Here is a 17041-nt window from a genome sequence, read left to right on the forward strand (position 1 = left end):
TGCGCGATGGGGTCTCCCCAAGTGGAGCGACTGGCGTGGGTTAGGGGGGATCAAAGTGCCTAAAATCACAGCCAAATACTTTTCAAACATCCTCTGAGAGTCCTGAACACCAGTTTTACGAAGTAAATTTCTAAAATTGATTCAAGAGGAGCAATTATTTCAGGGAATTGACTTCATAAATTTTCAACTTTTAGTGATTAGAATACCAACAACGATCGCGGTAAAAACTCTGGATTCTGCGCCGCCACCTCTAATGCTTTACTCACAAACGCCCGACTTTTATCTCCCATCTTGGGTAAAGTCTTGCGATCGCCAGAACTCAAATCAACCAAAAATGGTAGCTTTTCTTTAATCGTAGCGATCGCTTGCAACACAGCATCTCTCTCTGTTTGTGCCAGTGTTGCACTAATTGGGGTCGTAGACATAAAAATCACTCTCCAGTATGTTTCTTAAATCTAGAGTGCCCATATATATAACTAAAATTTCCATTCACACAGCAAAGCTGGTTATCCTAATAAAGACTGATTGGGCGTTAACTGGCTCTCAAAACGGCTATAAACAATTTGGGTTGGATACCAAGAAGAAAACCAGTACAAATCTTGAATAACTTTGCCAGAACTACTCTCATCTGCTAACTGAAAGTGAACCACAGCTAAATTATTCAATCCAACTACTTCTCGCCCTTCCTGAAACCAACGAGATTTCCAAAACATCAGGGGTTGTAACCATTTCCATTTAGCATTTTCGGCTCGTTTCCAGGGAACTATCAACGATAATATATCTGCTGTGTAGGCAGAAGTCTGAACACTGTTTCGAGGCATCCACTCCAGCACACAATGCCAGTCAGAGTTAGTCAGCAGATGGGGATTATGGTGTAATTGCTTCTCTGAAATTTCTACCATTTTGGGTGGATTGATCCAGCCTCTCCAATGTCGTACCTTTTCTGGTAGCAGCCAATCTTTCAATCGTGTATGAATCAGCCGCGTCAAAATCTCTTCATTCTTCAATGCACTAGCGGTTAACTGCACTAAGACAGACTGCAATTTGGAATGGGTGCGTGTATAAGACAAGTGAGCAACAGAACTGTAGTGGATATCCCCAGATAGAATAACGACTTGTTGACGTTCCTCAAACAAGGTGGTTAGGAATTTCGCCAGTGCTTCCATATTAATGTTCCAGGCATCTCCAACATCGGTTGAAAAAACTTTCTCCTGTTTTAAGTGCCAATGATGAATCCAATCAATCACTTGTAATCCAAATACATTAGTAGGCGCAATCACAAATGTAGTTTGAATCTGAGTTTGTTCAGCTATTTGTTGTAAAGGTAAAACTAGTTGTTGCTCAAAGGCTTGAGGACACAATAACATCGGCGGGGCGTAGACGTAGCCCGTCCTAGACATCGCTTTTTGATCGGCTGGATAACCCCGCCATGTACGTGTATCAAGTACAATTACTTCGTGGCAATCGCTCCTGAGTGTGTAGTGCCAAGTCAGTGCTTCAGGATGTCGATCCAGAATAAATACTGAACCGTCTCGGACTAAAATAGGTAAGTCTGTGTGGGGATCGTTGGCTGGCATACCTACATAATGAGCGATCGCCTGATCAGCCTTTGTATCCGTTCCTTGGGAAACTGACCAAGCTTGTGCAGCCGCCAACAGCTTTTCACCTGATTTCCCTTCTACAAATTGCCCTGGTGTATTGCCCCAACCTTGAAACACTGTGTAGGCTAACAAGGCATTTTGGACTATTCTTCGCCCCAAGGGACGCCCCAATACTCGCAAACACCAAGCTTGGTTTAAATTCCAGTCATCACTAACATCATGGTCATCAAAGATGCTGTACATGGGAATATTGGCAAGAGCGCGGCGCACTTTCCAAAGCGTATAAATGAATTGTCGCAAATGCTTAACTGCCCGATTCCAGTCTTTGATCGCATGGCGATCGCTCGTTACTTGTTGTCCTTTGGGAAATGCGGCCGGCCAGCACACTGGCGACCAAGCTAGTAAATAAGTAGCGTAATATTCACCCAGACTGAAAAGATGACTGTTAACTTTCTCTGGTTTATTATGTAATCCTGCGGTTAAGCCAGCTTGATTTGTCGCCACATCAGCCCGCTCTCCAGGGGGTAGTTGCTGGGGAGTGCAGTACACTCCATTCACAGGAAGTTGTTCTTCCCAACCCAAGAGGGCATCACCAAGAATAGTCGCAACCCACAACGATGCATCTGCTACATCATCTCCGTAAATTTGATCTCCGGTGAGGAACAGCTGGTGAGGGCGGTGTTGGGGTTGATTTGCTGACGCCTGAATCATACTATCGAGAATTGGCAGTGCATCAAACCCATGACCATGAGGTTTACGGCAGGAAGCATGGACAATTTGCAAATCTTGAAGACGGGTAGGCGGTAGAGCAAAGGTTGGTTTTTGATGATCGAAGTAGCTGATGCTGACTGTAGGAGAGGAGTTTGAGCATAATGCTTGTTGCAGAGTTTGCAAGGTTTGGTCAGCAACTGTAAACTTGAGGTCGTATGCATAGATGTGACCTCCAGTTAGGTGATGTCCAATTGTAGACCGAGCCGTGATGGCAACTACATGAAGATACTTACCTAAAGCAAAGGTAGAGCCTTCTCCCTCCAATAAGCAATTTCCTAGTTCTTCACCATCATTTGTTGTGTCATAAACCTTAAGTTCTACCTGACAAGACTGTTTTAGTGCCACCCATACCGTTACTGACTCTGGCTCAGTATGTTTGAGGATTGGCCCCCCTAAAATCAGTGGCAGTTCTTGTAAAAACTCGTCCCCAACTTGATACTTCATTGCAAACAGTTGACAAAGTGATGATGTTTTAGATGTGTTACTTTGCTCCTAAATTGGTAGCCCAAACTCATCTAATCACCAATCATGCATCAATTCTCATCTGTTTAACATCAGTTTCTAGCGCAAATTGATTGCAGCCTAAAAGTTCAGGGACGGGCGAGATGCCCATCCGATAAGAGTGATTATTTGAGTTAATTAATTCCGAGCGATACCTTCTTCACGCGCGGCACGTTGCACAGCAGCAGCAACAGCAGTGACAACGCGCTCATCAAAGACTGAAGGAATAATATGTTCCCGATTCAAGTCTGAAGGTTTGACTAAAGAGGCGATCGCACTTGCGGCTTCTAGATACATTTTGATGGTAATTGTTTGTGCCCGACAATCTAAAGCACCACGAAATACCCCAGGAAAAGCAAGGACATTATTGATTTGGTTTGGGTAGTCACTGCGACCGGTAGCGATGACAGCAACATCTTTACTGATTAATTCTGGCTGAATTTCTGGAATCGGATTTGCCATTGCAAAGACAATTGGATCTTTCGCCATCGATTGCACCATTTCCGGCGTCAAAACTCCTGGGGCGCTGACTCCAATAAACACATCTGCCCCTTGCATTGCACCCGCTAATGTACCCTGACCTTTCACAGCAAATTCGAGTTTTTCCTCTGTCAAATCGGTGCGACTGGTAGAGATAATCCCTTTAGAGTCGCACATCCAGATATTTTCTGCCCCAGCTTTCCGAAGTAACCGAGCGATCGCCACTCCCGCAGCCCCAGCACCGTTAATCACGATCTTGATTTCTGCCATTGACTTCTGTACCAGTTTCAGGGAGTTAAACAACGCTGCCAAGGTGACAATTGCTGTACCATGCTGGTCATCGTGAAAAACGGGGATATCTAACTCTTGGCGTAATCTCCTTTCAATTTCAAAGCAGCGAGGTGCAGCAATATCCTCTAAATTCACGCCCCCAAACACCGGAGCGATATTCTTAACTGTCTGGATAATTTCTTCTGTATCTTGGGTGGCGAGACAGATCGGAAAAGCATCCAGCCCCGCAAATTCCTTGAACAGCATTGCTTTACCTTCCATTACTGGTAGGGCAGCTGCTGGGCCGAGATTTCCCAAACCCAAAACGGCACTACCATCGGTAACAATAGCAACAGTGTTTTGTTTGATAGTTAAGTTGTAAACTTCCTCTGGATCTTGAGCGATCGCTGTACAAATTCGACCGACTCCGGGCGTGTAAGCCATTGCCAAATCAGAAACACTCTTCAGGGGAATTCTGCTGACAATGCTGATTTTGCCACCACGATGCAAATTAAAGGTGCGATCGTAGACACTGAGTAACTTGATATCTGGCAATGCTTTGACTGCTTGCACAATGGTTTCAGCGTGTTCAGTACTAGCAGCATCCACAGTCAGATCGCGGGTGGACTCTTTGCGGGTTTGCTCGATTAAATCAATTTGACCGAGATTACCGCCACTGGTTGCGATCGCCTGGGTTACTAATGCCAACATCCCTATACGATTGGGAATCTGCAAGCGCAGTGTCAAACTAAAACTAGAATTCGGAGTTAGGTCTGCCATGTTGATTTTGGATTTTAAGTTTTAGATTTTATATTGAATTGAGACAAAAACTAAAATCTGAGATTTTTAGTCAGTGAAAACACAATGGATATAAACCCTTGGAATAACCGTCAGCAGTTAGTTTACTAACTGCTGACAGTTTTAATTATTTTTATTTATACCAACGCATTTACTAATATAAAGTAAGTAACAATTTAGTAATTGTACCCAAATACACCAGATATTTTTTTAAAATTTTATCTATGTAAATATTTGTATTTTTAAAAGCATTTGTATTAAGTCTTACTCAGCTAAACGCTCAACAAGCTCCGTGTGTTCTTTTGAATTTAACCCTTGTTGCAGCACTGCTAAAACTGTTGTCATGTCTCCTGTAAGGAGTGAGGTGACAGCTAACCACAAACCTGGAAATACCCTACTTTTAATTACACCATCTGCATCTGCGACGAGTGGCAAATATTCACCATTTTGCAAACAGAACCAGTCGAGTTTATTTTCCAAAGTCTGCCAGACGATGTATTCCTGTACTCCGTTGCGACGGTAGGCGCGTTTTTTATCGTATAAATCAATAGATGCACTACTGGCTGCTACTTCTGCGACTAATTCCGGTGCGCCTTCTACGTAATCATCTTCAGTAATCTGTGCTTGTCCTCTGGCTGGTTTATCTATTAACAGCAAAACATCAGGTTGTGGTTCATTGTCTAAATCTAAACGCACAGTAGCATTGTTGCCTAGTTCTACGCCTGGGGTAGAAACTTTGTAATTTCCTAACCAGATAATTAAGTTTCCATGAGGTAAACCATGACTTCTAAAACGCAGAGGTGATGCCACGTAGACGACTCCTTCAATTAATTCTGCTTTTTTATTGGGCATTGCTGTATAACGACGCTCGAATTCGTGGCGGGTTAAGCGATCGCCACTTTCTAAGGGAGGGATAAAAGCGCTATTATTTAAGCCATGTTCCACAGAAGCCGTCATTACCTGATTCCTCATCCACAGGAGTTGTAGCTTGAATCTAACATAGGGGAATCTTCTCTTATGGTCATCACTGTACGTAGCTACAACTAAAAAGCGCCCCCCATTTCTGGAGGACGCTTTTTATTTAGCTAATACTTCAGTATTAACCGTTGATAGCAGGAGCAGTCATTGCTACAGGTGTAACTTCACCAGCAGCTAAATCTAGGGGGAAGTTGTGAGCGTTACGCTCGTGCATTACTTCCATACCCAAGTTAGCGCGGTTAATTACGTCTGCCCAGGTGCTGATGACGCGACCTTGGGAATCAATAATTGATTGGTTGAAGTTGAAACCGTTCAGGTTGAATGCCATTGTGCTGATACCCAAAGCGGTAAACCAGATACCAATGACAGGCCAAGCTGCGAGCAAGAAGTGCAATTGACGGCTGTTTTGAAATGATGCGTATTGGAAAATTAAACGACCGAAGTAGCCGTGGGCTGCAACGATGTTATAGGTTTCTTCTTCTTGACCGAACTTGTAACCATAGTTCAAAGATTCAACTTCGGTTGTTTCACGAACTAGGGAAGAAGTTACCAAGGAACCGTGCATTGCAGAGAACAAGCTACCACCAAATACACCAGCCACACCTAACATGTGGAAGGGGTGCATCAAAATATTATGTTCTGCTTGGAACACAATCATGAAGTTGAAGGTTCCAGAGATACCTAAAGGCATACCATCGGAGAAAGAACCTTGACCGATTGGGTAGATCAAGAATACTGCACAAGCAGAAGCCAAAGGTGCGCTGTAAGCTACGCAGATCCAAGGACGCATTCCTAAGCGGTAAGAAAGTTCCCACTGACGACCAAGGTAGGCAGCGCAACCGATCAAGAAGTGGAAAACTACCAACTGGTAAGGGCCGCCATTATACAACCACTCATCTAAGGAAGCAGCTTCCCAGATTGGGTAGAAGTGCAAGCCGATGGCGTTTGAAGAAGGAACAACTGCACCAGAGATGATGTTGTTTCCGTAGATCAAAGAACCTGCAACTGGTTCACGAATACCATCAATGTCCACAGGAGGAGCAGCGATGAAGGCAATTACAAAGCAGGTGGTCGCAGCTAGCAGGGTAGGAATCATTAGCACACCAAACCAACCAATGTAGATACGGTTTTCGGTGCTGGTGATCCACTCGCAGAAGCGATCCCATACGCTAGCGTCAGAGCGCCGTTGTAAGGTTGTGGTCATTGTTTTATAAGTGCAATGGGTTGTTAAATATGGAACAAGCAAAATAAATTTGCTTGCTGAAATATAGTCTACATGAATTTACTTGGACGCGATCTTTGACTTAATATTCTGTAACAGAATTCTTTAACAAGCTCATAGAACTGTAAAGTTTTCCTACTTGATAAGAAGTAATGGATTGAGGCTTTGTAAGCCACTTCAAGACCAAACTAGCTATCACTTTCAATGATGCGATCGCCTAGTTATTTACCTTTACACTTCTTTACAATTAGCCTGTGGAAAAAATTTTAAGTCTGGCTGATTTGTAACGAGATAATAAGTTCTATATTGTCTGATGTTTCAGTTAAAAATCAAAGTAAATGTAGGGCAAACTGCCTTCAGGAGCTAATAACCAAACAGCGTAAAAACATAGGGGAACAAAGACAAGCTTAAGGGGCCAGTTAAACTCTAACTTCAGCATTCGGTTGAAGGCATAAACTACAGCCATAAGGGTAGCTAAAGTTAGAAGTACCCAAGTGAGTTGGGATTGGCTCATATTTAAGGCTTCCACATAGACTTTTTCAGCAAACTGGGCGTCAGCCGGATAACCCCAAAGATGCCGAATTACCAAAGAAGAGTCTTGGAGATTGGGTAGGCGGAACCAAATCCAAGAGGTAAAAACCATCAGTTGGGTCAATAACCAAGCGACAAAGATACCCAGAGGATTTTGCCAGAATTGTTCTAAATTTTCAAAGCGATCGCTAATAGCATCTGTAAGTCGATGAACCACCAAGGCTAATCCGTGAAATATGCCCCAAACTACATAACCCAAAGCAGCACCGTGCCAGATACCAGCGATTAGCATCACAATAAATAAATTCCAGCAGGTACGGACTAAACCTCGACGGGAACCACCCAAAGGAAAGTAGACATAGTTACGCAGCCAATCTCCTAGAGTAATATGCCAGCGCCGCCAGAATTCGGAAATATTGGTGCTGAAATAGGGAAAGTCGAAATTCTCAGGTATAACCAAGCCGAAAAGCAAAGCACTACCACGGGCGATGTCTACATAACCGTTGAAATCTAGATATAATTGCAAGCCGTAGGCGAATGTAGCTAACCAGAGATCGGTACTACCCGCCCGTTGCAGATTACCAAAACATAAATCGACGAAAATTCCCAAGTGGTCTGCAAAAATACCTTTTTTAACTGCGCCCCTAGCAATCAACCACAGCGCCTCAGCTACTCTATCGGTGCTGGGTAATTCTAGTGTATTGAATTGATTTGCTAAGTTGTGGTAGCGCGTAATCGGGCCTGAAATCAGTTTGGCGAAGAATAATTTGTATGTAGCAAATTTGAGAAAATTATCACTAGCAGGGGCACCGCGATAAACATCTATTAAATAGGCAATGCATTCAAAGGTAAAAAATGAAATTCCCAAAGGTGCAATCAATTTAAAAGAGCTATCTGGTGAGTTTGTTTGGACATGAAAAACAAACTTGAATAAAGGCGTAAAATACTTAAAAGCTAATAACAGTAAAACATTTAGAGTTATACCCAGCCACAAAACTTTTAGACGGCGACGATTCCAATCAACTTGAGCAAATTGCCACGCTTCATTAGAAATTTGCCAGTCAAGAGAATGTTTTCCTGGTGATGTGTTTTTCCCAATTTCCAGCCCTACACGGAAATTAATAAATGTCAATGCTAATAGTAATGGTATGTATTGAATGTGCAAAGATGCATAGAAAACCAAACTGGCAATTAGCAGCGTCCACAATCGTAATTTATGTTGTGCTAAAGACCAGTAAATCCCTAACACACTCAGCAAGAACAGCCCATAGAAAATTGATATAAAGTTCATTTTTTAGTCATTAGTCATTAGTCATTAGTCATTGGGTATTGTAGATTATTCTGCCCAGTCCCCAGTCCCCTACTTCACTGGCCAAGGAATCATCGGGTCATTAGCTAGCTTTTTCGAGACTTCGTATGCACCAAAGCGGTTGAGGTGGCTAGGATCAGAAAAGTAGTCATTTGCTTTTGTCCACTGTTGGCTCAAATCACGATAAATAAAGTTAGGATTAGTTGCCAAACGCAACATATATTGTTGAAATTCTTGCTCATATTGTCTACGCACTGGATCTAAATAATCTCCCGTCAGAGGCATGTTGACAAACACTAAGGAAATTTTCTGAGACTGGGTAAACTGAAGCACTTCTTGAAAAGCAGTATCTTGCTGTCCTTCTACTTGGAAAGATTTATAGTCGTTGTCATAACTTCCGGGAACTCTAGAATGTTTTTGATAGTATCTAGCGGGATTAAAACGAATAGACAAAGGTAGAAAGCCATCAAAGTCAACTGCTTGCTGAGAAATGCTCTCATCTGAAGTACCGTCTGTCAATTGTTTTTGTGATACAACTGTCTGATTCTTACCAAATAAGAGCAGTTGTTTTTGCAGTAAACCTTTAATTTGGTCACGGTTTTGATAGCTAGCAGAAACAGATGCTAGAGCCTGATTTAATGACTGATTGACAGCTTCATAAGTACTAATCTCCTGTTTTTCTTCATTTGTCTTTTGTTCTCCTGAATTTACCGGATTCTCTGGCAAATCATTGCTACTTGCATCTGTTGGTGTTTTTTGGAATGCTTGTTTATAACCAGCTGATGCAGCAAGCGATTTAAAGGTAATATCCTCGCGTCCACCGTTGAAAGCACGCGCACCATCTGCCCAGATAATTATTTTGGGTAGTTCTGATGGTTCCAGTACGTGGCGAATCACAAAGTCTACAACTTGTGCGGTAGCACCGTTGATTCCAAAATTAAACACGTCAAGATTTGGATAGCCCTGAGTCGCTAAAGCTTTAGAAAGTGCTGCTGGATCTACTCCTCTGAGGGCGCGGGAGGAGCCAATAATCAACACATCTGGCGGACTACCAGTTCTCGCTAAACGCTGTTTATACAGTGCTAGTTGCTCGTCTAACTGCCTGACATTAAAACTTGGCATCTGCGATCGCGCTGCTAAAAGAATAGCTGTGGCGGTTGCTTTTTCCTTCAGTGGTGCGGCTGCCAAATTATTTGTTGGAGTATCATCACTTTGGGTAAATTCCGAAGCATTAAATACAGAACTCTGATTTGGAGGAGATTTTGTCTTGGAAGTGCTGGTAAAAAATGTTGTTTTCTGACGCTGATTTTTTTCAGATGTCAAAGATGCCTTGTGCTCAGAAGATGATGGCAGGGTGACACTAGCGACTTTTGGCGAACTGGGTGTAGTACTTGCAATAATTCGACCTATTAGCCAATCAGTTTGGATGGTGAGCAATAATCCCAGTGTTCCCCAAACCAGAGCAATTTTAAGTCCTTGAATATCAGGTTGATTTTCCGCTGACTGGTTGCTTTCGGTAAATAGCTGGCTTTTCAACAGGAATTTTTTCGCAGTTGAACTCGCCGTTGCCATCCAATCTCGCGCTACTTCTGTTACAAAACTTTGAACTTCTTCTGTGGTTAAGTCTGGGCGCAAAATTGGCTCACTAGTCTCAGAGGTTACTAAATCGTTAACGTATATAGAAGTAGCAGCAAATTCTGGGGTTGCTTCTGGCACTAAACGTTGGCGATGCTCAATATCAAGGCCATAGTGCCAAAAAGGTTCTTTATTCCCAGCACGGCGACCGTAGACACGTACTCCCATAATACCGGGAATTTTTAACTGGCGGATAAACTGCGTAATTTTACTTGCTACTTGTTGCCGCGCTGGACAAACAGGTGCATCACACATAATGTGCAATAAATCATTTTTCTTCAGTAGGAGTACGCGAATTCCACCTGTTAATAGTCGCCAATCCAAGTCAGGATTGAGTAAGCGCTCCAGTAAAAATACGATCGCTGGTTCATCGCCAGTATTGGCCAAATCTAGCGGTGACATGGCAAAGGCGGGATGCTTGGCTGCCGGTAAAGCCACCCAATCAATCCAAAAAGGTTCTTTATCACCTGCTTTTTGTCCGTAGAGGGTGGCGGCGAGAATGCCTTGAGGTGCGATCGCTTCTAGCTGGGGTAAAATCGCCTCTAAGCAGACTCCCTTGTCTGGGATTGGGGCAGTTCCTAAAGGATCAAAAGCTGGGGTACAAAAGATATGTAGCGTTGATTCTTTCAGAGAAACTTGGACAGCAACTTTTAATCCTGATAGTACCTCAGTTAATAATCGAGCGATCGCTTGGATATCTCCCCAACGCGCCCACTCTTTAAGCATCACCTCTGGAGGTGTCAAATCTATCCGCAGCAGCCAATCTGGGGCAGTTTCGCCGCTCACCTGGGAAACAATTACGGCATCTTGGTAGCCGGAAAGCTTGAGATAACGCAACTTCTCTGCTATTGGTTCGGCAAGCAACGATGCATCAGGGCTATAGCTTGATTGGCAAAAGATCCACAGGCGATTTTCTTCTGGCTGAGAGTTCTTTGGCTTATATAGCTTAATCTTTGCCTGTACTGATACACCTAACGTACTCAGAGTTTCGCTGAGATATCGAGCGATCGCCTCTGGGTTCCCTTGGCGTGCCAAACTTTCGTTAGAGACAATTAGCGCCCCACGCGATTGTTTTGATTTTTCTGAGTCTGCTAGCAGCGCTTGTTGCACCTGCTCCAGATGCTTATCTATTTGATTTAAGTGAACTCGATGGCACCATGAGGGGCGCTGTTCCCCTTTTCTGCGGCCATAGACAAATACTTGATATATTGAGGTTTGTTCGCTGCTTGTGAGGATATCTAAGTTTGTTTGCTGTAATGCTTGCAGCAAGTCAGACAAAGTACGCCAACGCTGCGGACATTCTGTACCTTCACAAAGAATATGAAGGTCATTTCCCCGCAACCGGACTTTCACTCCGAAAGTGTTGATCCCTGTTGCTTGGCTTACCCATTGCACTAAGGATTGCTGGCGATCTGGTAATACTGTTTTCATGCTCAGTTAACTTTACAGTCAGCGATTGGTCGGGGATAGTGCCTGCACTTGTAAACTAGAACCATAGGTCTATCACACTCTGACGGTTTTTTTTAACAATTTTGTTACCTTCGTAGCTCACAAAATCGGCCAAGATAGTCTTGTATGGGTTGCAAGTCTGACTAATGTTGAGTTTTGCGTTTATTTTACTAATAGGGAGTCAGAATTTAGAAGTTAGGAGCTAGAAGTCAGAATAATTCTATATGACTGGCTGATGACTTGTCCTTTAAAGCCGGACTCGCGTAACGTCCCGAATGGGCGAAACAAACAATAAGCTTATCCCATTTCAACTCCATTTCTTGATCGTTGGAGTGATCTTAACTCCTAACTTCTGACTCCTTTTTACTCTTAATTCCCATAACCAAAAATTAGCAATGCCTCCTACCAACCAACAGTCTTCACCTAAACCCGCATCCAATCTGGATTTATTTACCATTCCTCAGTCGTTCCTTTTACAAATAGGTACAGCGTCTATATTACTGCTGCTCATTACCGGAAAAACTACAGTAAAAGCACTAGAAAGCATCGGTGAAGCCAGTGAAGAATTATTTCGAGGCGATCGCCTACCAAACCTAGACTTCCCAGATGAACACGAAATCAATCAAGATGAGAAGATATACACCAAATAATTATTTGCTCAGGAACAACCCGGTAAGCATTAAGTGCAAAACCTACAACCGTAAACAGTAATTAGCTTTACAAGAATAGAGAATATGGGTTCCCTTTTATACTCTTCGTCTCAAACTGCGGATATATACCCGGTGTCGGAATTATTTTTGCGTCATCGTCTCCAGGTAGTGGAAGAATTGTGGGAGTCAGTTCTCCGGCAAGAATGTGGTCAAAATATGGTAGATTTGTTGCGGCAGTTGCGTGATTTATGTTCACCAGAAGGACAAGCAACCAATGACCAAGCATCCTCAGCCGTCAAATTAATTGAACAACTAAATATCAACGAAGCAATTCGCGCGGCTCGTGCTTTCGCTCTCTATTTTCAGTTGATTAACATCATAGAGCAGGAATACGAACAACGTCAGCAATTGAGTCGCTATGAGGCAGAAACAGAGGCTACACAGCCAGAAACACCATCCAATGTCAACTATTCCTCGAATCAAAGAGAAGATGACGCGCCTGTTAGCAAGGGAATAGCAGCAGCCTTCCTGAGAAAAAGTTATTTAGAAAAAGCGCCAGTCCAACCAAAAGGTACTTTCGCTGCTTTGTTCCCCTATTTATTCAAACTGAATGTACCACCCCAGCAAATTCAACGTCTAATTGCACATCTGGATGTACGCTTAGTTTTCACAGCCCACCCGACGGAAATTGTTCGTCATACCATCCGGGATAAGCAGCGACAAGTGGTACAACTATTGCAAAAACTGGATGCCTTGGAAAACCATTCTGGGACTACACCAGGAGCATATCCTTGGGAAGCAGCAGATGTCCGCGAACAATTGCTAGAAGAGATTCGTCTGTGGTGGCGCACAGACGAACTTCACCAGTTCAAACCCACAGTGCTAGATGAAGTAGATTATGCCCTGCACTACTTCCAAGAAGTTTTATTTGATGGTATTCCCCAACTTTATAAGCGTTTCAAACATACCCTATCCAATACCTTTCCTTGGCTAGAACCACCGAGTAAAAACTTTTGCTCTTTTGGCTCCTGGGTAGGCTCAGACAGAGATGGCAACCCATCAGTCACACCAGAAATCACCTGGAAAACGGCTTGCTATCAGCGCAAAATGGTGCTAGGGAGATATATTCAGTCAGTGAAAAATCTGATTGAATTGTTGAGTGTGTCGATGCACTGGAGCGATGTTTTACCAGACTTACTGGAATCTCTAGAATTGGATCAGTCCCAGTTGAGCGAGGTATATGATGCACTGGCGCTACGTTATCGCCAAGAACCCTATCGGCTGAAACTGGCTTATGTGCTGAAACGGCTGGAAAATACTCGCGATCGCAATCTAGCTTTGTACAATCGGGAAACGCCAACAAATCAAGATAGCCCTCTGTATCGTTCGGGAGACGATTTTTTAGCAGAACTGCGGATGATTCAGCGCAACTTAACAGAAACAGGTTTAAGCTGTCGAGAATTAGAAAATCTCATCTGTCAGGTAGAAATTTTTGGCTTTAACTTGACACAGCTAGATATCCGTCAAGAATCATCCCGCCACGCTGATGCGCTCGATGAAATACTCGAATACCTGCAAATATTATCTCAACCTTACAACGAACTATCCGAGGAGCAAAGAGTTGCTTGGCTGACAGGAGAACTGCAAACCCGTCGGCCATTAATTCCAGCAGAATTACCATTTTCGGAAAAAACCAACGATGTAATTGAAACCTTTCGCGTCGTGCGATCGCTCCAGCAAGAATTTGGTGTCAACATCTGTCAAACTTACATTATCAGCATGTGCCGCGATGTAAGCGACGTGCTAGAAGTATTGCTGTTAGCCAAAGAAGCCAGACTTTTTGACCCTGCTATTGCCGTCGGAACTATTCAAGTTGTCCCCCTATTTGAAACAGTAGAAGACTTACAACGCTCCAGAAGCGTCATGCGGAAACTCTTTGAACTCCCGTTATATCGCGCTTTGTTAGCCGGCGGCTACCAACAGACAAAAGCAGAGGATGCAAATGAAAATTCATCTTCCCCTGTCTCTTACTCTCCCCTCACCACGAACTTACAAGAAGTAATGCTGGGGTATTCTGACAGCAACAAAGACTCTGGTTTTTTAAGTAGCAACTGGGAAATTCATAAAGCTCAAAAATCACTGCAACAAATAGCCGAAAACTACGATCTAAATTTGCGAATTTTCCACGGACGCGGCGGTTCTGTGGGACGGGGTGGGGGCCCTGCTTACGAGGCGATTTTAGCTCAACCAGGTCATAGTATCAATGGGCGAATCAAGATTACCGAACAAGGAGAAGTTTTAGCTTCCAAATATTCCTTGTTGGACTTGGCTTTGTATCACATGGAGACTATCACGACTGCGGTGATTCAAGCTAGCTTGCTGCGGACAGGGTTTGATGATATTGAACCCTGGAATGAGATTATGGAAGAATTAGCAGCGCGATCGCGTCAACATTATCGTGCCCTAATCTACGAACAGCCTGATTTTGTTGACTTCTTCCACGAAGTAACTCCAATTGAAGAAATTAGCCAGCTACAAATCAGTTCCCGTCCCGCCCGCCGTCCATCTGGTAAGAAAGATTTAAGCAGTCTGCGAGCTATTCCTTGGGTATTTAGTTGGACGCAAACCCGCTTTTTACTTCCTTCGTGGTACGGCGTTGGCACCGCTTTGCAAGACTTCTTGAACGAAGAAGCAGAAGAACATTTGAAATTGCTGCGCTACTTTTACGTTAAGTGGCCCTTCTTCAAGATGGTGATTTCTAAGGCCGAGATGACGTTGGCAAAAGTAGATATGCAAATGGCACACCACTACGTCCAGGAACTATCAAAACCAGAAGATCAACTTCGTTTTGCCAAGGTTTTTGATCAAATTGCTAGCGAGTTCTATCTCACAAGGGATTTGGTGTTAAAAATCACCGATCACAATCGACTGTTAGATGGCGATCCTGTATTACAACGATCTGTGCAGTTACGCAATGGCACAATTGTCCCCTTGGGATTTATCCAAGTTTCACTACTCAAGCGCCTACGCCAGTCCCAAAGTACTACTGCTACTTCTGGAGTAATTCATTCTCGTTATAGCAAAGGCGAGTTACTGCGAGGAGCATTGTTAACTATTAATGGTATTGCTGCTGGGATGAGAAATACAGGTTGATTGAGAATTGGGCATGGGAATAAGTGAAAAATGACTAATGACAAAAAATAGAATTTTAATTTGCACTTTTTTGGCGCTGTCATCAGGTCTTTTTGGTGCTTACACTAGTGGGCAAATCACCATAATGCTGCATAGCCAAAAGTGCCAAAACCAACCTTGGGGTTTTAAAGAGATGTGCAATGCTTGGATGACACCAGGAGCAATGTGGCAAGGTAGTACAACAGGATTATGGACAGGCACTATTTTAGGGGCGTTTGTTGGTGGTTTGGTGACGCGAGAAGCTCGTGATTAGTCTAATGTGAGTTCGATGAACCTCTCCCTGCCTTAGACCTCTTGCATAAATCAAAAATAAAGAACCCCACCCCGCATTTGCTCACGCAAACGCTCCCCTCCCCGCAAGCGGGGAGGGGTTGGGGGTGGGGTGTTATGGACTTTTGCAAGAGGTCTATTGAACTTTAGTTCAAAACCGTCCCTCTCCGACTCGGAGAGGGACGGTTTTGCTTAATAAATTTCTCACGCAAACAGGCAAAGAATTGCAATTTATCCTCGGCAGCAAAAAAGCCAGTAGGCAGCTTTGGTGTCAGCAAGGCTGGTAAAATCTACCCATAGCGAAGAAGAGAAAATTACCATGCCTACCGAAACTAACCCAGGGAATCAAACTACTACCGGTGCTGATGCGATTGATGAAGCGATCGCACAGGGAATTGATTTTGATGGTTCGCCAATTCCACCTGCCAAGCTAGAACTTTATGGTCAAGTTATGGCGCTAGAAGGCAATAGACAGCGCAGTGGTGTATCTAATACGATGCGATCGCGCATTGTGCGAATTGGGGCAAAACACATTCCCCAAGTAGAACTCGACCAATTACTCGTAGATGCTGATTTCGCACCCCTAAAAGAGAAAGAAATTGCCTTTTTCTATAGTGGTAAATAACTATAGCAGTACAGTACAGCACAGCCAGGGTGAATAGAATTCGCGGCTATACAAAAGACATCTCTGGAAAAGATTTAGAGACCACAAACTTGCACGCAGACCTAACCCCCCTTCCCCCCTTCCCTACATTCGCGCAGCGGCACGAAGTGCGGGAAGGGGGGTTTTAAAGCCTCTCCCCGAAACGGGGAGAGGAATGGAAGCGGGGTCTTTTTTCTTTTCTGGAGATGTCTAAACAAAGTCCGCCTCCGCTGACTAAGAGAAAATTAAGGTTTTTAACCCACGGAGATGGGTTTTGCCTGGTGTAGACGCGGTTTCTAACCACCCTTTTAATTCTTTACCTCACATATCCCGAATTGCCATCGGTATTTTGGCTTCTTGAGTCTTTTGCCGATCGCGTCGAAAAGTGTATCTTCAGCAAGATATTGTCAACTTTGCCTTGTGTTTGAATTGGCAGGTGGCTATATAGGAATCATATTTGATTTCTGAAAAAATCTCGGTAGTCTTGTAGCGAACTGTCATGGCTGTAGGTTGGGTGGAGCGGAGCGTAACCCAACATCCTGATATATGTTGGGTTACGCAAAGCCTCCACCCAACAAAAGTCTACGTCTAATCCACTATTAAAGCCTAGACAGTCCACTACGTGCATTTCAAAAATCAAATACTAGATATATGTTGGGTTACGCAAAGCCTCCACCCAACAAAAGTCTACGTCTAATCCACTATTAAAGCCTAGACAGTCCACTACGTGCATTTCAAAAA

10 protein-coding genes and 1 pseudogene are annotated in these 17041 nt (G+C 43.6%); 4 read left to right on the forward strand and 7 right to left on the reverse strand.

What is annotated here, in order from left to right; translation table 11 throughout:
* Window positions 1–212: 212 nt before the first annotated feature.
* The 7 genes and pseudogenes from V7K62_RS19220 to V7K62_RS19250 all read right to left on the reverse strand — a co-directional run.
* Window positions 213–425: pseudogene (locus V7K62_RS19220) on the reverse strand (hypothetical protein); the annotation flags it as partial.
* Between the two features lie 81 nt (window positions 426–506).
* Window positions 507–2816 (reverse strand): PhoD-like phosphatase, encoded by a 2310-nt coding sequence (locus V7K62_RS19225; RefSeq protein WP_334866758.1) that lies wholly within the window; start codon window positions 2814–2816, stop codon window positions 507–509.
* A gap of 195 nt (window positions 2817–3011) precedes the next feature.
* Complete coding sequence (locus V7K62_RS19230) at window positions 3012–4403, reverse strand: malic enzyme-like NAD(P)-binding protein (protein WP_334866760.1); 1392 nt, start codon at window positions 4401–4403, stop codon at window positions 3012–3014.
* 282 nt (window positions 4404–4685) lie between these two features.
* Entirely contained in the window at window positions 4686–5378 is a 693-nt protein-coding gene (locus V7K62_RS19235) for a Uma2 family endonuclease (RefSeq protein WP_334866776.1), read from the reverse strand.
* A gap of 142 nt (window positions 5379–5520) precedes the next feature.
* Window positions 5521–6603 (reverse strand): photosystem II q(b) protein, encoded by a 1083-nt coding sequence (gene psbA, locus V7K62_RS19240; RefSeq protein WP_334866762.1) that lies wholly within the window; start codon window positions 6601–6603, stop codon window positions 5521–5523.
* A gap of 340 nt (window positions 6604–6943) precedes the next feature.
* The gene (locus V7K62_RS19245; protein ID WP_334866764.1) at window positions 6944–8443 is read right to left on the reverse strand and encodes an MBOAT family O-acyltransferase; all 1500 of its coding nucleotides are present in this window, start codon (window positions 8441–8443) and stop codon (window positions 6944–6946) included.
* Window positions 8444–8512: 69 nt separating this feature from the next.
* A complete protein-coding gene (locus V7K62_RS19250) occupies window positions 8513–11527 on the reverse strand; it encodes a DUF1574 family protein (RefSeq protein WP_334866766.1) in 3015 nt (1004 codons plus the stop codon).
* 413 nt (window positions 11528–11940) lie between these two features.
* On the opposite strand from V7K62_RS19250, the gene V7K62_RS19255 reads away from it, so the two are divergent.
* The 4 genes from V7K62_RS19255 to V7K62_RS19270 all read left to right on the forward strand — a co-directional run bounded on the left by V7K62_RS19255 (window position 11941) and on the right by V7K62_RS19270 (window position 16282).
* The gene (locus tag V7K62_RS19255) at window positions 11941–12195 is read left to right on the forward strand and encodes a hypothetical protein (RefSeq protein ID WP_334866768.1); all 255 of its coding nucleotides are present in this window, start codon (window positions 11941–11943) and stop codon (window positions 12193–12195) included.
* Window positions 12196–12279: 84 nt separating this feature from the next.
* Window positions 12280–15348 (forward strand): phosphoenolpyruvate carboxylase, encoded by a 3069-nt coding sequence (gene ppc, locus V7K62_RS19260; RefSeq protein WP_334866770.1) that lies wholly within the window; start codon window positions 12280–12282, stop codon window positions 15346–15348.
* A gap of 37 nt (window positions 15349–15385) precedes the next feature.
* Window positions 15386–15640: a hypothetical protein gene (locus V7K62_RS19265; protein ID WP_334866772.1), complete on the forward strand. Its 255-nt coding sequence runs from the start codon at window positions 15386–15388 to the stop codon at window positions 15638–15640.
* Between the two features lie 336 nt (window positions 15641–15976).
* Window positions 15977–16282, forward strand: coding sequence for a small RNA NsiR4-regulated ssr1528 family protein (locus tag V7K62_RS19270; protein ID WP_334866774.1), 306 nt, complete (start codon window positions 15977–15979; stop codon window positions 16280–16282).
* Window positions 16283–17041: the final 759 nt, after the last annotated feature.

Source organism: Nostoc sp., assembly GCF_036917935.1.
In the GTDB taxonomy this organism is placed as follows: Bacteria; Cyanobacteriota; Cyanobacteriia; order Cyanobacteriales; family Nostocaceae; genus Nostoc.

What these genes read in the sequence shown, in the direction of transcription:
- V7K62_RS19225 (WP_334866758.1), bottom strand. Translation starts at nt 2,816, where the DNA reads ATGAAGTATCAAGTTGGGGACGAGTTTTTACAAGAACTGCCACTGATT.
- V7K62_RS19230 (WP_334866760.1), bottom strand. Translation starts at nt 4,403, where the DNA reads ATGGCAGACCTAACTCCGAATTCTAGTTTTAGTTTGACACTGCGCTTG.
- V7K62_RS19235 (WP_334866776.1), bottom strand. Translation starts at nt 5,378, where the DNA reads ATGACGGCTTCTGTGGAACATGGCTTAAATAATAGCGCTTTTATCCCT.
- psbA (WP_334866762.1), bottom strand. Translation starts at nt 6,603, where the DNA reads ATGACCACAACCTTACAACGGCGCTCTGACGCTAGCGTATGGGATCGC.
- V7K62_RS19245 (WP_334866764.1), bottom strand. Translation starts at nt 8,443, where the DNA reads ATGAACTTTATATCAATTTTCTATGGGCTGTTCTTGCTGAGTGTGTTA.
- V7K62_RS19250 (WP_334866766.1), bottom strand. Translation starts at nt 11,527, where the DNA reads ATGAAAACAGTATTACCAGATCGCCAGCAATCCTTAGTGCAATGGGTA.
- V7K62_RS19255 (WP_334866768.1), top strand. Translation starts at nt 11,941, where the DNA reads ATGCCTCCTACCAACCAACAGTCTTCACCTAAACCCGCATCCAATCTG.
- ppc (WP_334866770.1), top strand. Translation starts at nt 12,280, where the DNA reads ATGGGTTCCCTTTTATACTCTTCGTCTCAAACTGCGGATATATACCCG.
- V7K62_RS19265 (WP_334866772.1), top strand. Translation starts at nt 15,386, where the DNA reads ATGACAAAAAATAGAATTTTAATTTGCACTTTTTTGGCGCTGTCATCA.
- V7K62_RS19270 (WP_334866774.1), top strand. Translation starts at nt 15,977, where the DNA reads ATGCCTACCGAAACTAACCCAGGGAATCAAACTACTACCGGTGCTGAT.